This is a genomic window from Rhodanobacter sp. UC4451_H18 (genome assembly GCF_052978225.1).
This window is the reverse complement of the sequence record NZ_CM129663.1, coordinates 1,187,223-1,204,009: the sequence shown is the minus strand read 5'-3', so window position 1 is coordinate 1,204,009 and position 16,787 is coordinate 1,187,223. Positions and strand designations below refer to the sequence as shown.

The following is a 16,787-nucleotide window of genomic DNA, read 5'->3' as shown; positions in this document are numbered from 1 at the left end:
GGAGCCGTTGCCATGCCGAGTTCGTGCCTGTCGTTTCCTGCTGCTTTGCGTCTGGCCCGCCGTCACCCGGCGGGCCTGTTTTTGGCGGCCTTGACCTTCGCGCTGACGCCACTGCCTGCCGGCGCCGCGACGCCGCAGGACAGCGCCGGGCCGGCCAGCGCATCGAGCACGCCGCCACCGGCGGATGCGACGAATCCGCGCCTGCCGGTGAAGAACCTGCAGCGCGTCGTCGTCACCGGCATCCGCGGCAGCATCGAGAAATCGCTGCAGGTCAAGCAGCAGTCCAACGAGATCGTGGAGGTCGTCTCGGCCGAGGACATCGGCAAGCTGCCCGACCCGAGCATCGCCGACAGCCTGTCGCGCCTGTCCGGCCTGGCCACCCAGCGCGGGCTGGACGGGCAGGCCAACCAGATCTCGATTCGCGGCCTGTCGCCGGATTTCACCGCCACGCTGTTGAACGGCCATGAACAGGCCTCGACGGGCGAGAACCGCGGCGTGGAGTTCAACCAGTATCCGGCCGAGCTGATCAACCAGGTGGTGGTCTACAAGACACCCGATGCCAGCCTGCTGGGCCAGGGGCTGGCCGGCACCGTCGACATGCACACCATCAAGCCGCTGGACTTCGATGGCATGAAGCTGGCCGCGAACCTGCGCGGGCAACGCGGCAGCAACGGCTCGCTCAACCCCGGCTCCGGCGTGGGCGACTGGGGGAACCGCTTCAGCCTGTCCTGGATCGACCAGTTCTTCGACCACACGCTGGGCATCGCGCTCGGCGCGGCGCGCGAGGACGCGCCGATCCAGCAGCGGCAGTACCAGGCGTGGTGGTGGAGCGTGGACAACGGCACGGCCGGCATCGACCAGAACTGGGGCGGGCCGCATACGCCGGGCATGCCCGACAACGTGATCTCGCAGGAAGGCATGCAGTTGCGCGCGCTGTCGCAGGACCAGGTGCGCGACGGCGTGATGGGCGTGCTGGAGTGGGCGCCGAACGACACCTACTACTCGACGCTGAATCTGTTCTACTCCCGCTTCGACAAGCGCTCGTACAAGAACGGCCTGCAGTGGTCCAGCAGCCCGTACGACAACGTGTCCTACGCCAACGTCGGCACCGTGCCGCTGCAGCCCTATCCGCTGGTTACCTCGGGCACGCTCATGGGCATCGCGCCGATCCTGCAGAACGGCTACAACCGCGAGCGGGATTACCTGTTCTCCGCGGACTGGAGCAACCAGATCCATTTCGGCGACGACTGGGTCGTCAGCGGCGACGTGGCCTATTCCTCGGCGCGGGTGAAGCTGCTCGATGCCTACACCTTCACCGGCCTGCCCGGCGGTGCGCTCGGCGACGTGCAGTTCACCATGCCGCGCGATTTCGGTTTCCCCGACTTCCGCACCTCGTTCAACCCCGGTGACCCGGCCAGCCTGGTGTTCACCGACCCGGACAACTACAGCTACAACGGCCGCCAGGAATTCGACCGGCAGAAGGACCACCTGAAATCCGCGCGGCTGGCGATCTCCCATCCGCTGGGCTGGATATTCTCCAGCGTCGAGGCCGGCATCGCCTGGTCCGACCGCGAGAAGACCAAGCAGGCCGACGTGTTCTTCGCCTACCTCAACGGCAACGGTTCCGACCCCGGCACCTACGACCACGCCTACGGCGTGCCGATCGACCCGGCGGTGCTGCGCGGCAGCACCTCGCTGGGCTATGGCGGCATCGGCCCGATCGTGGACTACGACGTGCTGGCCGCGCTGGAGCGGCAGTTCTACCTTACCCAGCGCAACGGCGCCGGCGACTACGACCGCAACTACACGGTACGCGAGAAAGTGCCGGTGGCCTACCTGAAGTTCAACCTGGACACCACGCTGGGCAGCATTCCCCTGCGCGGCAACGCGGGCGTGCAGGTGGTGCGCACCGAACAATCCTCGCAGGCATTCCAGACCACCGGTGACGACAAGGTCGGCACGCTCACCGGCGGCGCCACGTACACCAAGGTGCTGCCCAGCCTCAACCTGGTGGCCGAGCTGGGCGACAAGCAGTACCTGCGCTTCGGCTTCGCCAAGACGCTGACCCGCGGGCGCATCGACGACGAAAAGGTGGCTTCGTCCGCCTCGGTCTCCGAAGTCCAGAACGGTCCGGGTGCCGGCCAGGTGCGCTGGTCGGGCAGCGGCGGCAACCCGAAGCTGCGCCCGTACATCGCCGTCGGCACCGACCTGGCGTGGGAGAAGTATTTCGATGACGCCACCTATGTCGGCATCGACGTGTTCAACAAGAACATCCTCAATTACATCTACACCCGCACCGTGGCCGATTACGATTTCAGCGGCTACACCAACAACAACCCGCTGCTGACGCCGAGCAGCAATATCGGTACGTTCTCCACCCCGCAGAACGGCACCGGCGGCCGCATGCAGGGCGTCGAGCTGGAAGGGGCGCTGTCCGGGGCGCGGCTGTCGCCGGCACTGGCCGGGTTCGGCGTGCAGGCCAATTTCGCGCTGACCAACAGCACCATCCCCGACAGCACCATCTCGAACATTCCAGGTGGGCCGAAATCGCTGCCGGGCCTGTCGCGCAAGACCGCCAACCTGCAGATCTACTACGAGGCCCACGGTTTCGCGCTGCGGGTGGCCGAGCGCTACCGCTCCAGTTTCACCGGCGAGGCCGTGGCGCTGTTCGACCAGATCGGCTACACGCGCATCCGCGCCAACAAGGAGACCGACCTGCAGGCCAGCTACGAGTTTCCGGACGGACGGCTGAAGGGTTTGTCGCTGCTGCTGCAGGTGTCCAACCTGACCAACGAACCGTTCGAGTCGGAACAGGTCAGCGGCCTGCCCAACGGCGTGGAAGTCGCCCGCCCGCTGGAGTACGACACCTGGGGTCGCACCGTGCTGCTCGGCGTCAACTACGCCTTGTAGCGCGGCTCACGCGCCGGCGATCGCCAGATCGCCGTGGCAGGCCTGCAAGGCGCTGAGCGCCGCCAGGCCTGCCGTCTCGGTGCGCAGGATGCGTGGGCCCAGGCGCAGGCCGAGGAAGCCGTGCTGCGCCAGTGCGCGGGTGTCGGCTTCACCCAGGCCACCTTCCGGCCCGATCACCAGCACGCCGCCGGCGGCACCGAAGCGCAGCGCGCCGATCGTCTTCTCGGCGCCCGGCAGCAAGGCCAGTCGCAGCGCGCCATCGTCAGCCAACCCGCCCAGCCATGCCGCCAGCGGCTGGATCGGCGCGATGCGCGGAATGCGTGCGCGGCCGCTCTGCTCGCAGGCGCTGATCGCCACCGACTGCCAATGCGCCAGCCGCTTGGCGGCCCGTTCCGCGTCCAGGCGCACTTCCGATCGTTCGGTCAGCAGCGGCACGATGCCGGTCGCGCCCAGCTCGGTGGCCTTCTGCACGATCAGGTCCATCTTGTCGCCGCGCGCGATGCCCTGGGCGAGCAGCAGCGGCAGTGGCGACTCGTTGTGCACGGGGCTGCACGCCGTCACCTGTACCCGCACCGCGCGCTTGTCGATGCTGCCGATGGTGGCCGCGTAGTCGCAGCCGTCGCCGTTGAACAGCACCACCGGCGCGCCTGCGGGCAGCCGCAGCACCCGCGTGGCGTGCTCGGCCGCGTCGGGCGGCAGCACCAGGTCGGCGCCCACGGCAAGCGGCAGGTCGGCGTGGAATCGGATGGTGCGCATGCGTCAGGGTCGCAAAAATCCAAGCATAACGGAGCGCGTGGACGGTGTCGGTCAGCCGGCCACGGCGTGCTCGATGCCCTGGATGGCGGTGTCCACCAGCAGGTCGATCTCCTGCTCCGTGACCACGTACGGCGGCATGAAATAGACGACATTGCCCAGCGGGCGCAGCAGCACGCCGTGCTGCAGGCCGTGCAGGTAGACGCGCAGGCCGCGGCGCTCGTCCGCGGGGTACGGGCGTCGGCTGGCCTTGTCGGCGACAAGTTCGACGGCAGCGATCATGCCGGTCTGGCGCACGTCGGCGACCTGCGGATGCTCGCGCAGCGGCGCCAGCCGGCGCGCCAGGTGCGCGGCCAGCTGCCGATTGCGTTCCAGTACCGGCTCGTCGCGGAAGATCGCCAGCGTCTCCAGCGCCACCCGGCAGCCCAGCGGATTGCCGGTGTAGCTGTGCGAATGCAGGAAGGCCTTGCCGGCACGGTACTCGGCGTAGAACGCGGCATAGACCTCGTCGGTGGTGAGCACCGCCGACAGCGGCATGAAGCCGGCGGTGAGTCCCTTGGACAGGCACATGAAGTCCGGCGACACGTGGCCCTGCTCGCAGGCGAACAGCGTGCCGGTGCGGCCGAAACCCACCGCGATCTCGTCGGCGATGAAGTGCACCGCGAACTCGTCGCACAAGGCGCGCAGTCCGGTCAGGTAATCCGGGTGATACATGCGCATGCCGCCGGCGCACTGCACCAGCGGCTCGACGATCACCGCGCAGGTTTCGCGGGCGTGGCGTTCCAGCAGCGTGCGCAGCTCGGCGAGCCGGCGCGCCGCTATCTGTGCCGGTGTCTCGCCCGGTTCGCCTTCATAGGTGTCCGGCGAGGGCGCCAGCAGTGGGGTCAGCAGCAGCGGTGCGTAGGTCTTGCGATACAGCGCCACGTCGCTGACCGACAGCGCACCCAGGGTTTCGCCGTGATAGCTGCCGCTGAGCGCGATGAAGCGGGTCTTCTCGCCATGACCGCGGTTGAGCCAGTAGTGGAAGCTCATCTTCAGCGCCACTTCGATCGCGGACGAGCCGTTGTCGGCGTAGAACACGCGCTCCAGTCCGGGCGGCGTGATGCGCACCAGTTCCTCGGCCAACCGGATCGCCGGTTCGTGGGTGAAACCGGCAAAGATCACCTGTTCCAGCGTGCGGGCCTGGTCGGCCAGTGCGGCGGCAATGCGCGCATTGGCGTGGCCGAACAGGTTGACCCACCACGAGCTGACGCCGTCGAGATAGCGCCGGCCCTCGGCATCGACCAGCCAGGCGCCTTCGCCGCGCACGATCGGCAGCATCGGCACCGCGCCTTCGCCGTGGTCGTGCATCTGCGTGCATGGATGCCAGACGTGCCTCAGATCGCGCTCGGCAAGCGCGGCGTTGTTGTTTGCGGGAATGGTCATCCGGCTATGATCGACGCTGCGCCCGGGATGCTCAAGCGGTGCGCGGGACATTCGGAACTGGACGCTTGATTCGACTTCGAAAAATTCTCGTCGCCCTGGCGGTGCTCGCGGCAGTCGTGCTGGTGCTGGCGTGGTTTCTGCCGGCGCGCTGGGTGATGCCGTGGGTCGAGCCGCAGTTGCACGGGCTGCGGCTGCAGCAGGTGCAAGGCACGGTTTGGAACGGTGTTGCCGGTGACGTCCTGGGTGCCGATGGGCGACGGTTGGGACAGGTGCGCTGGCAGTTGTCGCGCCGCGCGCTGCTCGGCCGGCTGCAGATGCAGCTGGCCTTCGACGGACCGCAGGCGGATTTCTCCGGAACCGTGCGGCGCACGGCGCAGGGTCGCGTCGAGGGCGAAGGCTGGCGGCTGCATGCCGATCTCGCCGCGACGGATGTTCCGCTTCCGGTCGACTGGGGCGCGCCGCTGGGCGAGCTGCAACTGACGGTCGATCATGTACTGCTGCAAGGCGGCTGGCCGCTGCAGTTGCAGGCGCAGGGCCGGTGGCAGCGGGCCGCCGTGCGCACGACCGAAGGCGAGCTGGTGCTGGGTGAATTGCAGGGAAGCGCGCAGGCGCAGGGCGGCGTGATCCACGCGCAATGGCACGATCAGGGCGACGGGCCGCTGCAGGTGCGCGGCGAATTGCAGCTGAGCCCGCTGGGCTGGCGTCTGGACAGCACGTTGCGCGCCCGCCATGGCGATCCGGCGTTGCAGCGCTGGCTGGCCCGGCTCGGGCCGGTCGCGCCGGACGGCAGCGTGCACATCCGGCAGGCCGGTGGCCTGGCCGCCAACCCTCCATCGAACCGCCAGGACGCCACGCTGCCATGAACCCCGAGACTACCGCCATCGCGCTCGCCGCGGCACGCGAGGCTGCCGCCGCCGCCGCCGAAATCATCACGCACTACTGGCGTCGCGGCGTCGAGGTGGAGCTGAAGGCCGATGCCACGCCGGTGACGGTGGCCGATCGCGAGGCCGAGCAGGCGATTCGCCGCGTACTGCAGGCCGCGCTGCCGCAGGCGGCGATCTACGGCGAGGAGTTTGGCCTGCAGGGCGAACGAGACGCTTTGCTGTGGCTGGTCGATCCGCTCGACGGCACCAAGAGCTTCGTGCGCCGCACACCGTTCTTTTCCACCCAGATCGCGTTGATGGACCGCCACGAACTGATGCTCGGCGTATCCAGTGCGCCGATCTACGGCGAGACGATGTGGGCCAGCGCCGGCGGCGGCGCCTGGTTCGAGGGCGAACGCGTGCGCGTGGCGGACACCACCGACATGGCGCAGGCGGCGATCTCGACCGGCAACATCAGGACGCTCGCCGGCGACGCCCGCTGGGCGGCGCTGGGCGGGCTGATCCGTGACAGCAACCGCATCCGCGGCTACGGCGATTTCTGCCACTACCACCTGCTGGCGCGCGGCAGCCTGGACCTGGTGATCGAGTCGGACGTGAACATCCTCGACATCGCCGCGCTCGCGGTGATCGTGCGCGAAGCCGGCGGGGTGTTCACCGATCTCGACGGCGCCCCGCCGACGCTGGATACCACCAGTGTGCTGGCCGGCACGCCGGCGCTCCACGCGCAGGCCTTGCAACGCCTGCGGCGCTGAGGCGCAAAGGTTAGAATCGCCGGATGCGCAAACTGCCGATCATCCACGCCATCCGCGACGTCACCGACAGCCGATTCCTGCAGGTCGAGCAGCTGGACCTGGAATTCTCCAACGGCGTGCGGCGCACCTACGAACGACTCAAGGGCAGCGGCCTGGGCGCCGTGATCATCGTGCCGATGCTCGATGACGAGACCGTGCTGCTGGTGCGCGAGTACGGCGGCGGCGTCGGCCGCTACGAGCTGGGCCTGCCCAAGGGCCGGCTCGACCAGGACGAAACCGCCGAGCAGGGCGCCGAGCGCGAGATGAAGGAAGAAATCGGCTACGGTGCGCGCAAGCTGAAGATCCTGCACAACCTGTCGCTGTCGCCGTCGTACATGACGCACATGGCGCACGTGGTGCTGGCGCAGGATCTGTATCCGGAGAAACTCGCCGGCGACGAACCGGAGGAACTCGAAGTGGTGCCGTGGAAGATGTCCGAGCTGCACACCCTGCTCGGTCGCGACGACGTCACCGAGGGGCGCTCGATCGCCGCGTTGTTCATGGCCCGCGAATACCTCGCCGGGCGCTTCCAGAGGACCTGAGCTTGCCCCCCGAATTGGCACGGCAGGTGGGCGCGATTGCCCGCGCGGCGGCGGCGGCGATCCTGCAGGTGTACCACGGCGACTTCGCCGTGCAGACCAAGGGCGACGACTCGCCGTTGACCGCCGCCGATCTCGCCGCGCAGCGGGTGATCGTGGCCGGCCTGGCCACGCTGCAGGAGCAACTGCCGGTGCTGTCGGAAGAGGCCAAGGCCCTGCCCTGGTCCGAGCGCCGGCACTGGACGCGCTACTGGCTGGTCGACCCGCTCGACGGCACCCGCGAGTTCGTCAAGCGCAATGGCGAGTTCACCGTCAACATCGCGCTCATCGACGACCACCGCAGCGTGCTGGGCGTGGTGCTGGCCCCGGTCACCGGCGAGCTGTACGCCGCCGCTCAGGGCCAGGGTGCGTGGCTGCAGGAGCGCGAGGGTGGCCCGTGGCGGCGCATCCGCACGCGGCCGCTGGGCGATCCGCCGCGGGTGGTCGGCAGCCGTTCGCATGGCGGCGCGCAGGGTGGGCTGCTCGAACAATTGATCGGCAACGACTACGACCATGTGCCGCTCGGCTCCTCGCTGAAGTTCTGCCTGATCGCGCGCGGCGAGGCGGACATCTACCTGCGCCTTGGCCTCACCAGCGAATGGGACACGGCCGCGGCGCAATGCGTGCTGGACGAAGCCGGGGGCGCGGTGCTCGATCTCGCCGGCCGGCCGTTCCGCTACAACCGCGGCGAGTCCCTGCTGAATCCGGAGTTTGTCGCGGTCGGCGACCTCTCGATCGACTGGACCGCGCGACTGACCAGGAGCGAGGAGTGAGTGAAGAGGAGTGAGAGATGAGAGGGGTTCGTCCTCCGCCCGCTCCACCCTCGCACGCTCCTGCTTTCTCTCACGTCTCACTCCTCTCCACTCACTCCCGTCTTATGACCCGACACAGTCTCGACGACCTCCTCGCCATCATGGCGCGCCTGCGTGACCCGCAGCATGGCTGCCCGTGGGACGTGCAGCAGGATTTTTCCTCGATCGCCGCCTACACGATCGAAGAGGCGTACGAGGTCGCCGATGCGATCGACCGGCGCGACTGGACCGACCTGTGCGACGAACTCGGCGACCTGCTGCTGCAGGTGGTGTTCCACGCGCAGATGGCCGCCGAGCAGGGCCTGTTCGAATTCGCCGACGTCGCCCACGCCATCAGCGCGAAGATGCTGCGCCGCCATCCGCACGTGTTCGGCGACACGCGTTACGCCGACCTGACCGAGCAGATGCAGGCGTGGGAGCAGATCAAGTCCGCCGAGCGCGTGGCGAAGGGTCGGACCGCCGATGACAGCGCGCTGGCCGGCGTCTCCACCGGGCTGCCGGAGTGGAAACGCGCCCACAAGCTGCAGCAGCGCGCTGCCGCCACCGGTTTCGAGTGGCCCGGCCCGCAGCCGGTGCTGGAGAAGCTGGCCGAGGAAGTGGAGGAGGTGCGCGTCGAGTTTACCCACGGGGCCGACCCGGCGCGCCTCGAGGACGAGATCGGCGACGTGCTGTTCGTGATGGTGAACCTCGCACGCCATGCCGGCGTCGATTTCTCGCAGGCGCTGCGGCATGCCAACGCGAAGTTCGAACGGCGCTTCCGCCGCATGGAGCAACTGGCTGCGGCCGATGGCGCGGCGTTTGCCGGGCGCACGCTGGAGGAGCAGGAACAGTTGTGGCGGCGCGCCAAGCAGGACGAGGCCGGCCACTGACAGACGCGGCGGCCGTGGCCGCCGCGTCATCCCGTTTTTGCTGTCGCGACTACTTCGCTGGAGCTGTCGCGTCGCTGGCGGCGCGCGGCTGCCAGGACGCACGCATCTTCTCGCGCTCGGCGCGCATCTTCGCCTCGTTGGCCAGGTTTTCGTCCAGCCCCTTGCGCAGCGTGGCGATCGCCTGGTCGACATTGGTCGGCTGTGCCTGCAGGCGGGCCAGTCGCTGGTAGACGTAGTCGCGCACACGCGGGTCCTGCGACTTGGCCAGCACGTCGTTGTAGACCGCCGCCATGTCCTTGCTGCGGCCGGCCTGCTGGTACAGCCGTTCCAGCGCGCGCAGGTCGCCGATCACGCCACTGCGCTGGTGGTGCATGTGATGGCCGGCCATGCCGTGGTCGCGGTCGCCGGGAAGGATGCGTGCCTGCTTGGTGACGACCATGTGCGGATTGGCGGGCGACGCCGGCGCGTTCTGGGCCATCGCGAACGTGGCCGACCCGGCCAGCAGGGCGACGAGGGCGGAAGCGAGGAGGGTCTTGCGTTGCATGGGCTGTCTCCGTGGGTAGTGGGATGATCAACGCGCCGGCCGCGCAGGAGTTGACTGCGGCGTTCAGACTGCTGTCATCCTTGCAACCCTTTTGCGATCCGCTGCATCCAAGCCTGACCGACTACCGAGGAGAGTCCCATGCGCCGTCTTTTCATCGCCGCCATGCTGTGTGCCCCGTTCGCCGCGTTTGCCGCCGGATCGTGCGAGTTCGAGGCCCCGCGCAACCTGCAACTGGACCTGGCTGGCGTCCGCAGCGTGCAGATCGACGTCAACAGCCACGACCTGCACCTGATCGGCGGCGCCGACACCAGGGGCCTGACCCTGGTCGGACGCGCCTGTGCGTCGAAGAAAGCCGCGCTGGACAAGCTCACGGTCACCCAGCGACGCGACGGCGACCAGCTGTTGATCGACATCGGCGGCGACCACCAGGGTTTCAATTTCAACCTGTTCGGCGGCAACGTCAGCATGAGCCTGGACGTCACCGTGAACCTGCCGGCGAACGTGCCGGTCACCGTGCGCGTGGGCTCCGGCGACGCCGACGTGCGCGGCGTGCAGGAGCTGCGCAGCACGGTCGGTTCCGGCGACCTGCACGTGCGCCAGATCGCCGGCAAGTTCGCCACCAGCGTGGGCTCGGGCGATGTCGACGCCAGCGATGTCGGCAGCCTGCAGCTGGGTTCGGTGGGCTCGGGTGATTTCAAGATCGATGGCGTCAAGGGCGACGCCAGCATCGGCAGCATCGGCTCGGGCGACGTCACGCTGCGCAACGTCGGCGGCAGCGTGCACGCCGACACGCTGGGCTCCGGCGACCTCACCGTGCACGATGTCGGCGGCGATCTCACGCTCGGCGCCAAGGGCAGCGGCGATGTCGACCACTCCGGCATCAAGGGCAAGGTCAGCGTGCCGCACGACGACGATTGATACGCCCCTTGTGTGGGAGCGCACCTTGTGCGCGATGCTTTTCGTTACGCGACCGAGAGCATCGCGCACAAGGTTGAAGTGGCCGGCTTTTTTCAAACCACGAGATAGGAGCGTCAAGCCGCTATCGCCTCAAACTCGGCGGGCGGGCGGTAGCAGAGTGTCGAGTGTAAGCGTTGATGGTTGTAGTAGTTGGCGACGTAGTCGATGACGTCGTGGCTGGCGTGCTTTCGTGTGGCATACGGCTCGTCGACCCATTCCTGTTTCAGGCTGCGAAAGATGCGCTCGACCACGGCGTTGTCCCAGCAATTGCCCTTGCGACTCATGCTCTGCACGGCGCCGTGCTGCTGCAGATGGGTGACAAAGAGGTCCGAGGTGTACTGGCAACCCTGGTCCGAATGCATCATGACGCCAGCGCCGGGCATGCGGGTGGCAAACGCCAGCTCGCTCGCTGCCAGCGCGAGGCGGGTGTCGGCGACGGCGCTCGTGGCCCAACCGATGATCCGGCGGGAAAACAGGTCGACCACGATGGCCAGGTAAAGCCAGCCCTGACGCGTCGGGATGTAGGTGATGTCGCCCGCCCATACCTGGTTCGGACGGCCCGGGTCGAACTGGCGGTTCAAGAGGTTCTCGGCCGGGGCCGGCTTGGTGTTGCGGCTGTAGTGTTTGAAGCGCTTCTTCTTCGCCGTGAGGTTCATCAGGCGCATGACCGTGGCCGCCCGCTCGCGGCCCACGTCCAGGCCGGCTCGGCGAAGCCCATGCGACAACGTGCGCGCGCCGCAGCTGCCACGGCTACGGCGACGGATGCGCTGCACCTCCTGCGCCACGGTGTCGTCCACTACCGCTGGCGGCGGCGTGGCGGCGTAATAACGGCTGCGTGGCCAACCCAGCAACGCATGGGTTTGCCGAACCGACAGTTCCCCTCTCACCGCGTCGAGCGCTTGCGTTGAAACAGCGCGACGAGGTGAGAGGGCAACGATTTTTTTAGCAGGTCGCGCTCCTGTGTCAGGGTGCAACGCGCTTCTTCGGACGCTTTCAACTGCGCCTGCAACTGCTCGATGAGGAGCCGCTGCTCGGCCACGGTGGTCGGCATCCGCGCCTCCCGCTCGCGCCAAGCCTCGACCCAACGGCGTAGCGCCGTGGGGCCAACTCCCATGATCTGGGCGGCGCGCGGCGTCGAATAGTCCGCCTCCACCACCAAACGCACGGCCTCCGCCTTGATGGAAGCCTCTATTTTCCGATGTCCCATGATTCACCTCGAAGGAGAGTTTCGCTCCTATCGGGTGGTCCGGAAATACCCGGCCACTTCAGGTGCGCTCCTACAGGTAATGCGAAACCAGATACACCAACGGCGCGCACACCAGCAGGAACGGGATCGACACCCGGTGCAACTGCCGCAGGGCCTGCGGCTGCCGGGCCAGGCGCAGGGCGATCAGGTTGGCCAGCGAACCGATCGCCACGCCGAAGCCGCCCACATTGACCGCCACCGCCAGCGCGATGGCATCCGGCGCTCGCTCGAGCAGCAGCACGGTCGCCGGCACGTTGCTGATCAGCTGCGCGGCGACAATGCCGCTGGCGAACAGCACCATCGGTTGATCGAGATGGAGCCCGTCGAGCACGCGCTGCATCAGCGGCAGCTCGGCGAAGTGGCCGAGGCCGAGGAAGATCGCGGCGAAGGTGAGCAGCAACAGCCAGTCGATCCGCACCAGCGAGGCGCGGGCCAGCGCCCCGAACAGCACCAGCAGCGCCACGGCGCCCAGCGGCGCCAGATCGTATTCCATCGCCACCACCATGCCGACCAGCGCAATCATCGACCACGCGCCGAGGCGGCCCGAGTGCACCGCGCCGTCGATGTGCCGGGGGCTCAATGCCACCCGATCGCGCGGCAGCCAGTACCAGGTGAACGCCGCCACCAGTGCCAGCATGACGGCCGCGGCCGGCAGCATCGCCAGCGCGAAATCGAGGAACGACAGCCGCGAGTGCTGCCACAACAGCAGGTTCTGCGGGTTGCCGATCGGGCTGAGCGTGGAGCCGGCGTTCACCGCCAGCGCCTCCAGCACCACCATGCGCAGCACCGGCAGGTTGGAGATCGCGCCGATGGACACGGTCAGCGGCACGATCAGGAACAGGCTCACGTCGTTGGTCAGCACCATCGAGAGCAGCGCGCTGGCGGCCACCAGCAACAGCCCCAGGCCGCGCAGCGAGTGCGCCCGCGCCAGCGAAGCGGCCGCTGCGTGCTGCACCAGGCCGCTGTCGCGGATGCCCTGGATCGCGATCAGCAGGCCGGTCAGGCCGGCCAGCGTGGGCAGTTGCAGCCAGTGCCGATAATCGTCGACCGGACGCGGATCGAGCAGCGCCAGCAACAGCACCAGCGCGGCGAACACCAGCAGCAGCCATTCGTGCTGCAGGCGTTTGCGCCAGCCGGTGGCGGGTGACGACGCGGCAGGTTCCACGCGCGCTCAGCCCTCGCGCAGCAGGCGCATCGGTGGCGTGCGGCTGACCCGGCGCGTGCCGGCCAGTCCCAGCAGCATCACCACCAGCGCGGCGGCGGCCGCGCTGGCGACCAGCGGCCACGCCGGCGGCACGAAGCCCTCGATGTGGAATACCGCCCGACCCAGCCACCAGCCGCCGCCGGCGGCACCCAGCGCGGCGGTCAGGCCGGCGACCAGGCCCAGCATGGCGAATTCGCAGGCGGCGGCCACGCGCAGCTGTGCACGGCGCGCGCCCAGCGTGCGCAGCAGCGCGGCCTCGTGGCGCCGCTCGGCCGCGCTGGCGGCCAGCGCCGCGGCCAGCACCAGGATGCCGGCCAGCAGGCTGAAGCCGAGGATCCAGCGCACCGCGCTGCCCACGCGGTCGATGATCTCGCGCACCCGATCGAGCAGCGAGTCGACGTCGACCAGGCTGAGGTTGCCGTATTCGCGCGACAGTTGCGCCAGTTCCGCCGCGTGTCCGGACGACAGGTGGAAGCTGGCCAGCCAGGTGTGCGGCAGCTCGCTGGCGTGGGCCGGGTCGAGCAGCAGGAAGAAGTTGACCCGGAATGAGCTCCAGTCGACCTTGCGGATGCTGCCCACCCGCGCCTCCAGGCTGCCTTCGCCGACGTCGAAGCGCATCGTGTCGCCGAGCTTCAGGCCGAACATGTCGCGCCACATGGTGTCGATCGACACCTCGGGCCGATCCGGCGCAGCCCCATGCCAGTGGCCGGCCACCACCTCGTTCGCCGGCGGCAGCGCGGCGGACCACGACAGCCGCAGCTGGCGATCGGTCCACTCCTTGGCGCGCGGGTCCGCGAACTGCAGTCGGTCGATGGCGTGGCCGTTGATCGCGGTGAGCTTGCCTACCGCCAGCGGCAGCATGTTGAGCTGGTCGGCGCCGATCCGCGCCAGCGATTGCGAAAAGCCGGCGCGCTGGTCGCTTTGCAGGTTCAGGGCGAACCAGTTGGGCGTATCCGCCGGCAATTCCTGGCGCCAGCCTTGCAGCAACGCCGGTGCCACCACCGCAAGCAGCAACAACGCGCACAGACCCAGGCTGAGCGCGGTTGCCTGGATCACGCTCAGCGCCGGTCGTCGTGCCAGCGCCGCCAGGCCCAATCGCAACGCCGGATGTGCGCCCGGGGCGATGCGCCGGGCAAGCCACAGCAAGGCGCCGGCCAGCAGCGCCGCGAGTACGCTCACGCCGAGCAGGCTGCCGGCAAGGATGCCGGCCAGCTGCAGCGAACCGCTCTGGCCCCAGATCAGGCCCAGCGCCACCAAGGCGGGGATCAGGTACAGCGCATCGAAACGCCGCACCCGTCGCGACAGGCTCTGCCGGAACACCGCCACCGGCGGCACTTCGGCCAGCCGTGCCAGCGGCGGCAGCGCGAAGCCCACCAGCACCGCGATGCCCATGGCCGCGGCAGCGAATGCCGGCGCCAGCGGCAAGACCGTGGGCACGTTGCCGAACAGCTGACTGGCCAGCAACCACGCCAGCTGCGCCATTCCCAATGCCAGCGCGACGCCCAGCGCCGCCGCCGGCACGGCGAGCGCACCCAGGGTGCCCAGCAGCAGGCCGAGCACGCGCCGGCGCGAGGTGCCCAGCGCGCGCAGCAAGGCCACTTCGGCAGTCTTGCGCCGGGCGTAGCGCTGGGCGGAAAGGGCGATCGCGATGCCGGCGAGCAGGGCCGACAGCAGCGCAGTCAGCCGCAGGAATGAACCGGCGCGGTCGAACGCACTGCGCATGCGTTCCCGGGTCTGCTCCGGCGTAATCAGTTGCGCACCCGAGGGCAGCGCGGTCGTCTCGGCCCAGTCGCGCCAGGCGCGCACCGCATCCGGCGAGCCGGCCAGCAACAGCCGATGGCGCGCGCGGCTGCCGCGCCCGAGCAAGCCGGCCTGCTCGGCATCGGCCAGGCTCATCAGCGCGCGCGGCGCCAGCGCGAGCAGTTCGCCGCCGTCGGGCTGGCGCAGCAGTTCGGCGCCGATGGTGAGCATGCGCCCGCCCAGTTGCAGGCGGTCGCCCACCGCGAGGCCCAGCGCGACCAGCGCGCGATGATCCAGATAGACCTCGCCGGCGACCGGCGCGCGGCTCGGCGGCAGCGCATGGCCGTTGCGATCGCGCAGCTCCAGCGTGCCGCGCAGCGGATAGTGCGCATCCACTGCCTGCACGTCGAGCAGTTGGGTGCGTTCGTGGGCGAACGCCACGCTGGGAAAGCCGGCGGTGCGCGTCAGCTGCAGGCCGTCCTGGCGTGCCTTGTCGGCGAAGGCGGCAGGCAGGGCCTGCGGCGCGGATACGCCGATGTCCCCGCCGATCAACTCCGCGGCGCTGGCCAGCATGCCACGCTCGATCCGGCTCGCCAGCGTGGCGACCACGCCCAGCGCCACCACCGCCAGCACCAGCGAGGCGGCCAGCGTGCGCAGTTCAGGCAGGTGCCATTCGCGACGCAGGCTGCGCAGCGACAAGCGCAGCAGGCTCATGCCGGCACGCCCGCGTCGGTCGACGCCACGCGCCCTTCCTCCAGCTCGATGCGGCGATCGCAGCGCGCGGCCAGGCCGGCGTCGTGGGTGACCAGCACCAGGGTGGTGCGGTGGTCGCGGTTGAGCGCGAACAGCAGGTCGCAGATGTGGTGGCCGGTGCGCTGGTCCAGGTTGCCGGTGGGCTCGTCGGCGAACAGCACGCGCGGGCCGTGCACGAAGGCGCGGGCGATCGCCACGCGTTGCTGCTCGCCGCCGGAAAGCTGCGCGGGGTAGTGCCGCCGCCGCGCGCTCAGGCCCACCGCCTCGAGCGCCTCCCGCGCACGGCTGCGCGCCGCGCTGCTGCCCTCCAGTTCCAGCGGCAGCATCACGTTCTCCTCGGCAGTGAGCGCCGGCAGCAGGTGGAACGACTGGAACACGAAGCCGACCAGTCGCCGCCGCAGTTCGGCGCGGGCTTCCTCGTCCAGCTGCTCCAGCGCATGGCCGTCGAGGGCGATGCTGCCGCGGTCGGGCGTGTCCAGCCCGGCCAGCAGGCCGAGCAGGGTGGTCTTGCCCGAGCCGGAAGCGCCCACGATGGCGAAGCTCTCGCCGGGCATCACGCGCAGGTCCACGCCGTCGAGGATGTCGAGCCGCCCCTCGGGGCCGTTGACCGACTTGCTAACATCACGGGCTTCGAGGACGGGACGGGAAGAATCATTCATGCGGCGCTGCCTGTGGTTGCTGGTTCTGCTCTGCGGTTTCGGCGTCGCCCACGCGGCGGCGCCGAAGACCGTCCTGGTGCTGGGCGACTCGCTGTCCGCCGCGCACAACATTCCGGTCGAAGCCGGGTGGGTGCATCTGCTGGATGTCCGTCTGGGCAAGATGGTGCCGAAGTGGCGTGCGGTCAATGCCAGCATCAGCGGCGAAACCTCGCTGAGCGGCCGACACCGCTTGCCCGCCTTGCTGCAGACCTACCAGCCGGCGGTGCTGGTGATCGAACTGGGCGCCAATGACGGCCTGCGCGGGTTGCCGCTGCCGGCCTTGCGCGACAACCTGACGGCGATGATCGAGCTGGCGCAAAAGCACAAGACACGCGTGCTGCTGCTGGGCATCGAGCTGCCGGTGAACTACGGCCCGCAGTACCGCGACGGCTTGCGCGCGATCTACGCCGACCTGGCGCGCCAGCGGAAGGTCGCGCTGCTGCCGTTCCTGCTCGACGGCGTCGCGCTGGACCCCGGCCTCATGCAGGCCGACGGCCTGCACCCGGTGGCCGCCGCCGAGCCGCGCGTGCTGGAAAACGTGTGGAAGGTGCTGCAACCGCTGCTGCAAGCGCCCAACGTCCACTGAACGGCGCCGCGGCCAGTTCACGCCGTCGTCACCGTGG

At 69.1% G+C, this 16,787-nt stretch carries 16 protein-coding genes; 8 read left to right on the top strand and 8 right to left on the bottom strand.

The genetic code is table 11. The annotated features are described in order from the left end of the window. Positions 1-12: 12 nt before the first annotated feature. Positions 13-2,910: a TonB-dependent receptor gene (locus ACVCMG_RS05700; protein WP_447105759.1), complete on the top strand. Its 2,898-nt coding sequence runs from the start codon at positions 13-15 to the stop codon at positions 2,908-2,910. A gap of 6 nt (positions 2,911-2,916) precedes the next feature. Here ACVCMG_RS05700 and ACVCMG_RS05695 read toward each other — a convergent pair whose 3' ends face one another. Both ACVCMG_RS05695 and ACVCMG_RS05690 read right to left on the bottom strand, forming a co-directional pair. Further along, positions 2,917-3,666, bottom strand: coding sequence for a 16S rRNA (uracil(1498)-N(3))-methyltransferase (locus ACVCMG_RS05695; RefSeq protein ID WP_447105760.1), 750 nt, complete (start codon positions 3,664-3,666; stop codon positions 2,917-2,919). 51 nt (positions 3,667-3,717) lie between these two features. Further along, positions 3,718-5,088 carry an adenosylmethionine--8-amino-7-oxononanoate transaminase gene (locus tag ACVCMG_RS05690; RefSeq protein WP_447105761.1) on the bottom strand — a complete coding sequence of 457 codons (1,371 nt, stop codon included), beginning with the start codon at positions 5,086-5,088 and terminating at the stop codon, positions 3,718-3,720. Positions 5,089-5,153: 65 nt separating this feature from the next. On the opposite strand from ACVCMG_RS05690, the gene ACVCMG_RS05685 reads away from it, so the two are divergent. From ACVCMG_RS05685 to mazG, 5 genes are all read left to right on the top strand, one after another. Next, positions 5,154-5,951: a type II secretion system protein N gene (locus ACVCMG_RS05685; protein WP_447115084.1), complete on the top strand. Its 798-nt coding sequence runs from the start codon at positions 5,154-5,156 to the stop codon at positions 5,949-5,951. Then, positions 5,948-6,724: an inositol monophosphatase family protein gene (locus ACVCMG_RS05680; protein WP_447115083.1), complete on the top strand. Its 777-nt coding sequence runs from the start codon at positions 5,948-5,950 to the stop codon at positions 6,722-6,724. Before ACVCMG_RS05685 ends, ACVCMG_RS05680 begins: the two co-directional genes overlap by 4 nt. A 23-nt stretch (positions 6,725-6,747) precedes the next feature. After that, positions 6,748-7,305, top strand: a complete 558-nt coding sequence (nudE, locus tag ACVCMG_RS05675; RefSeq protein WP_395117031.1) for an ADP compounds hydrolase NudE — start codon at positions 6,748-6,750, stop codon at positions 7,303-7,305. Between the two features lie 2 nt (positions 7,306-7,307). After that, a complete protein-coding gene (gene cysQ / locus ACVCMG_RS05670) occupies positions 7,308-8,114 on the top strand; it encodes a 3'(2'),5'-bisphosphate nucleotidase CysQ (protein WP_447100756.1) in 807 nt (268 codons plus the stop codon). Between the two features lie 104 nt (positions 8,115-8,218). Next, positions 8,219-9,022, top strand: a complete 804-nt coding sequence (gene mazG, locus ACVCMG_RS05665) for a nucleoside triphosphate pyrophosphohydrolase (protein ID WP_447115082.1) — start codon at positions 8,219-8,221, stop codon at positions 9,020-9,022. 49 nt (positions 9,023-9,071) lie between these two features. Here the strand turns inward: mazG and ACVCMG_RS05660 are convergent, their stop codons facing one another. Then, positions 9,072-9,566, bottom strand: coding sequence for a hypothetical protein (locus ACVCMG_RS05660; protein ID WP_447105766.1), 495 nt, complete (start codon positions 9,564-9,566; stop codon positions 9,072-9,074). Between the two features lie 138 nt (positions 9,567-9,704). Between ACVCMG_RS05660 and ACVCMG_RS05655 the strand changes: the two genes are divergently transcribed. Next, on the top strand, positions 9,705-10,484 hold the full coding sequence (locus tag ACVCMG_RS05655; protein ID WP_395117038.1) for a DUF4097 family beta strand repeat-containing protein: 780 nt from the start codon (positions 9,705-9,707) through the stop codon (positions 10,482-10,484). A gap of 113 nt (positions 10,485-10,597) precedes the next feature. Here the strand turns inward: ACVCMG_RS05655 and ACVCMG_RS05650 are convergent, their stop codons facing one another. From ACVCMG_RS05650 to ACVCMG_RS05630, 5 genes are all read right to left on the bottom strand, one after another. After that, positions 10,598-11,410, bottom strand: coding sequence for an IS3 family transposase (locus tag ACVCMG_RS05650; protein ID WP_447114654.1), 813 nt, complete (start codon positions 11,408-11,410; stop codon positions 10,598-10,600). Beyond that, positions 11,407-11,730: a transposase gene (locus tag ACVCMG_RS05645; protein ID WP_447114653.1), complete on the bottom strand. Its 324-nt coding sequence runs from the start codon at positions 11,728-11,730 to the stop codon at positions 11,407-11,409. The genes ACVCMG_RS05650 and ACVCMG_RS05645 overlap by 4 nt, the downstream gene beginning before the upstream one ends. 70 nt (positions 11,731-11,800) lie before the next feature. After that, on the bottom strand, positions 11,801-12,934 hold the full coding sequence (locus ACVCMG_RS05640; protein WP_447115081.1) for an SLC13 family permease: 1,134 nt from the start codon (positions 12,932-12,934) through the stop codon (positions 11,801-11,803). A gap of 6 nt (positions 12,935-12,940) precedes the next feature. Then, a complete protein-coding gene (locus tag ACVCMG_RS05635) occupies positions 12,941-15,427 on the bottom strand; it encodes an ABC transporter permease (RefSeq protein WP_447115080.1) in 2,487 nt (828 codons plus the stop codon). Continuing rightward, on the bottom strand, positions 15,424-16,125 hold the full coding sequence (locus tag ACVCMG_RS05630) for an ABC transporter ATP-binding protein (RefSeq protein WP_395117044.1): 702 nt from the start codon (positions 16,123-16,125) through the stop codon (positions 15,424-15,426). Before ACVCMG_RS05630 ends, ACVCMG_RS05635 begins: the two co-directional genes overlap by 4 nt. Here ACVCMG_RS05630 and ACVCMG_RS05625 point away from each other — a divergent pair. Further along, the gene (locus tag ACVCMG_RS05625) at positions 16,124-16,750 is read left to right on the top strand and encodes an arylesterase (RefSeq protein ID WP_395117046.1); all 627 of its coding nucleotides are present in this window, start codon (positions 16,124-16,126) and stop codon (positions 16,748-16,750) included. The two genes, ACVCMG_RS05630 and ACVCMG_RS05625, sit on opposite strands and share 2 nt — an antisense overlap. Positions 16,751-16,787 lie beyond the last annotated feature (37 nt).

Excerpts from the sequence above, each read along its gene's own strand:
- ACVCMG_RS05700 (WP_447105759.1), top strand. The coding sequence starts at position 13 with ATGCCGAGTTCGTGCCTGTCGTTTCCTGCTGCTTTGCGTCTGGCCCGC.
- ACVCMG_RS05695 (WP_447105760.1), bottom strand. The coding sequence starts at position 3,666 with ATGCGCACCATCCGATTCCACGCCGACCTGCCGCTTGCCGTGGGCGCC.
- ACVCMG_RS05690 (WP_447105761.1), bottom strand. The coding sequence starts at position 5,088 with ATGACCATTCCCGCAAACAACAACGCCGCGCTTGCCGAGCGCGATCTG.
- ACVCMG_RS05680 (WP_447115083.1), top strand. The coding sequence starts at position 5,948 with ATGAACCCCGAGACTACCGCCATCGCGCTCGCCGCGGCACGCGAGGCT.
- nudE (WP_395117031.1), top strand. The coding sequence starts at position 6,748 with ATGCGCAAACTGCCGATCATCCACGCCATCCGCGACGTCACCGACAGC.
- mazG (WP_447115082.1), top strand. The coding sequence starts at position 8,219 with ATGACCCGACACAGTCTCGACGACCTCCTCGCCATCATGGCGCGCCTG.
- ACVCMG_RS05660 (WP_447105766.1), bottom strand. The coding sequence starts at position 9,566 with ATGCAACGCAAGACCCTCCTCGCTTCCGCCCTCGTCGCCCTGCTGGCC.
- ACVCMG_RS05655 (WP_395117038.1), top strand. The coding sequence starts at position 9,705 with ATGCGCCGTCTTTTCATCGCCGCCATGCTGTGTGCCCCGTTCGCCGCG.
- ACVCMG_RS05645 (WP_447114653.1), bottom strand. The coding sequence starts at position 11,730 with ATGGGACATCGGAAAATAGAGGCTTCCATCAAGGCGGAGGCCGTGCGT.
- ACVCMG_RS05635 (WP_447115080.1), bottom strand. The coding sequence starts at position 15,427 with ATGAGCCTGCTGCGCTTGTCGCTGCGCAGCCTGCGTCGCGAATGGCAC.
- ACVCMG_RS05625 (WP_395117046.1), top strand. The coding sequence starts at position 16,124 with ATGCGGCGCTGCCTGTGGTTGCTGGTTCTGCTCTGCGGTTTCGGCGTC.
- ACVCMG_RS05630 (WP_395117044.1), bottom strand. The coding sequence starts at position 16,125 with ATGAATGATTCTTCCCGTCCCGTCCTCGAAGCCCGTGATGTTAGCAAG.